Below are 631 nucleotides of genomic sequence, written 5' to 3'. Positions count from 1 at the left end.
GGGGGTGCCCCTATGGGTTTCGTCAACCCGTGGGGGCAGGTTGCGGTTCGTAGAAGGTGCCGTCGCGGAGCATCGCGAAGAGCACGTCGGCTCGTCGTCTGGCGAGGCAGAGAAGAGCTTGTGTGTGGTGTTTGCCTTGGCTGATCTTCTTGTCGTAGTAGGCCCGGGACGTTGGGTCGGCCAGCGCGGCGAACGCGGAGAGGAAGAAGGCCCGTTTGAGCTGCTTGTTTCCCCTCCGGGACGGTTGCTCGCCACGGATCGACGAGCCCGAGCTGCGGGTCGCGGGGGCGAGGCCGGCGTAGGCGGCGAGGTGGGCGGAGGACGGGAACGAACTGCCGTCGCCCACGTCGATCAAGATCCTGGCTCCGGTCCTGACACCGATCCCCGGCATCGAGGTCAGGACCTTGGAAAGAGGGTGGGCCTCCAGCAGTTCTTCGATTCGTCCGGCCAGGAGTTTCCGCTGGTCAAGCACTGCCTGCAGCGAAGTCGCGAGGCTGGGGACGATCAGTGCAGCCGCGTCCGTGCCGGGGACGATCACGGTCTGTTCGTCGAGCGCGGTGAAGATGTCCTCGACCAGCCGTTCGGCCATCCGCGGTGCCTTCGGACGTATCAGGGTCACGAGCCTGCGGCG

General features: G+C 66.2%; 1 protein-coding gene. It reads right to left on the bottom strand.

The genetic code is table 11. The features are described 5' to 3' along the window. Nucleotides 1-22 precede the first annotated feature (22 nt). Nucleotides 23-631 (bottom strand): transposase (locus tag IE294_RS47055; protein WP_189895427.1); only part of this gene is annotated, 609 nt, incomplete at its 5' end.

The sequence above is a fragment of the Streptomyces canarius genome, assembly GCF_014650735.1.
Classification (GTDB): Bacteria; Actinomycetota; Actinomycetes; order Streptomycetales; family Streptomycetaceae; genus Streptomyces; species Streptomyces olivaceoviridis.
The sequence above is the reverse complement of the archived record's forward strand: the minus strand, read 5'-3'. Positions and strand labels throughout refer to the sequence as shown.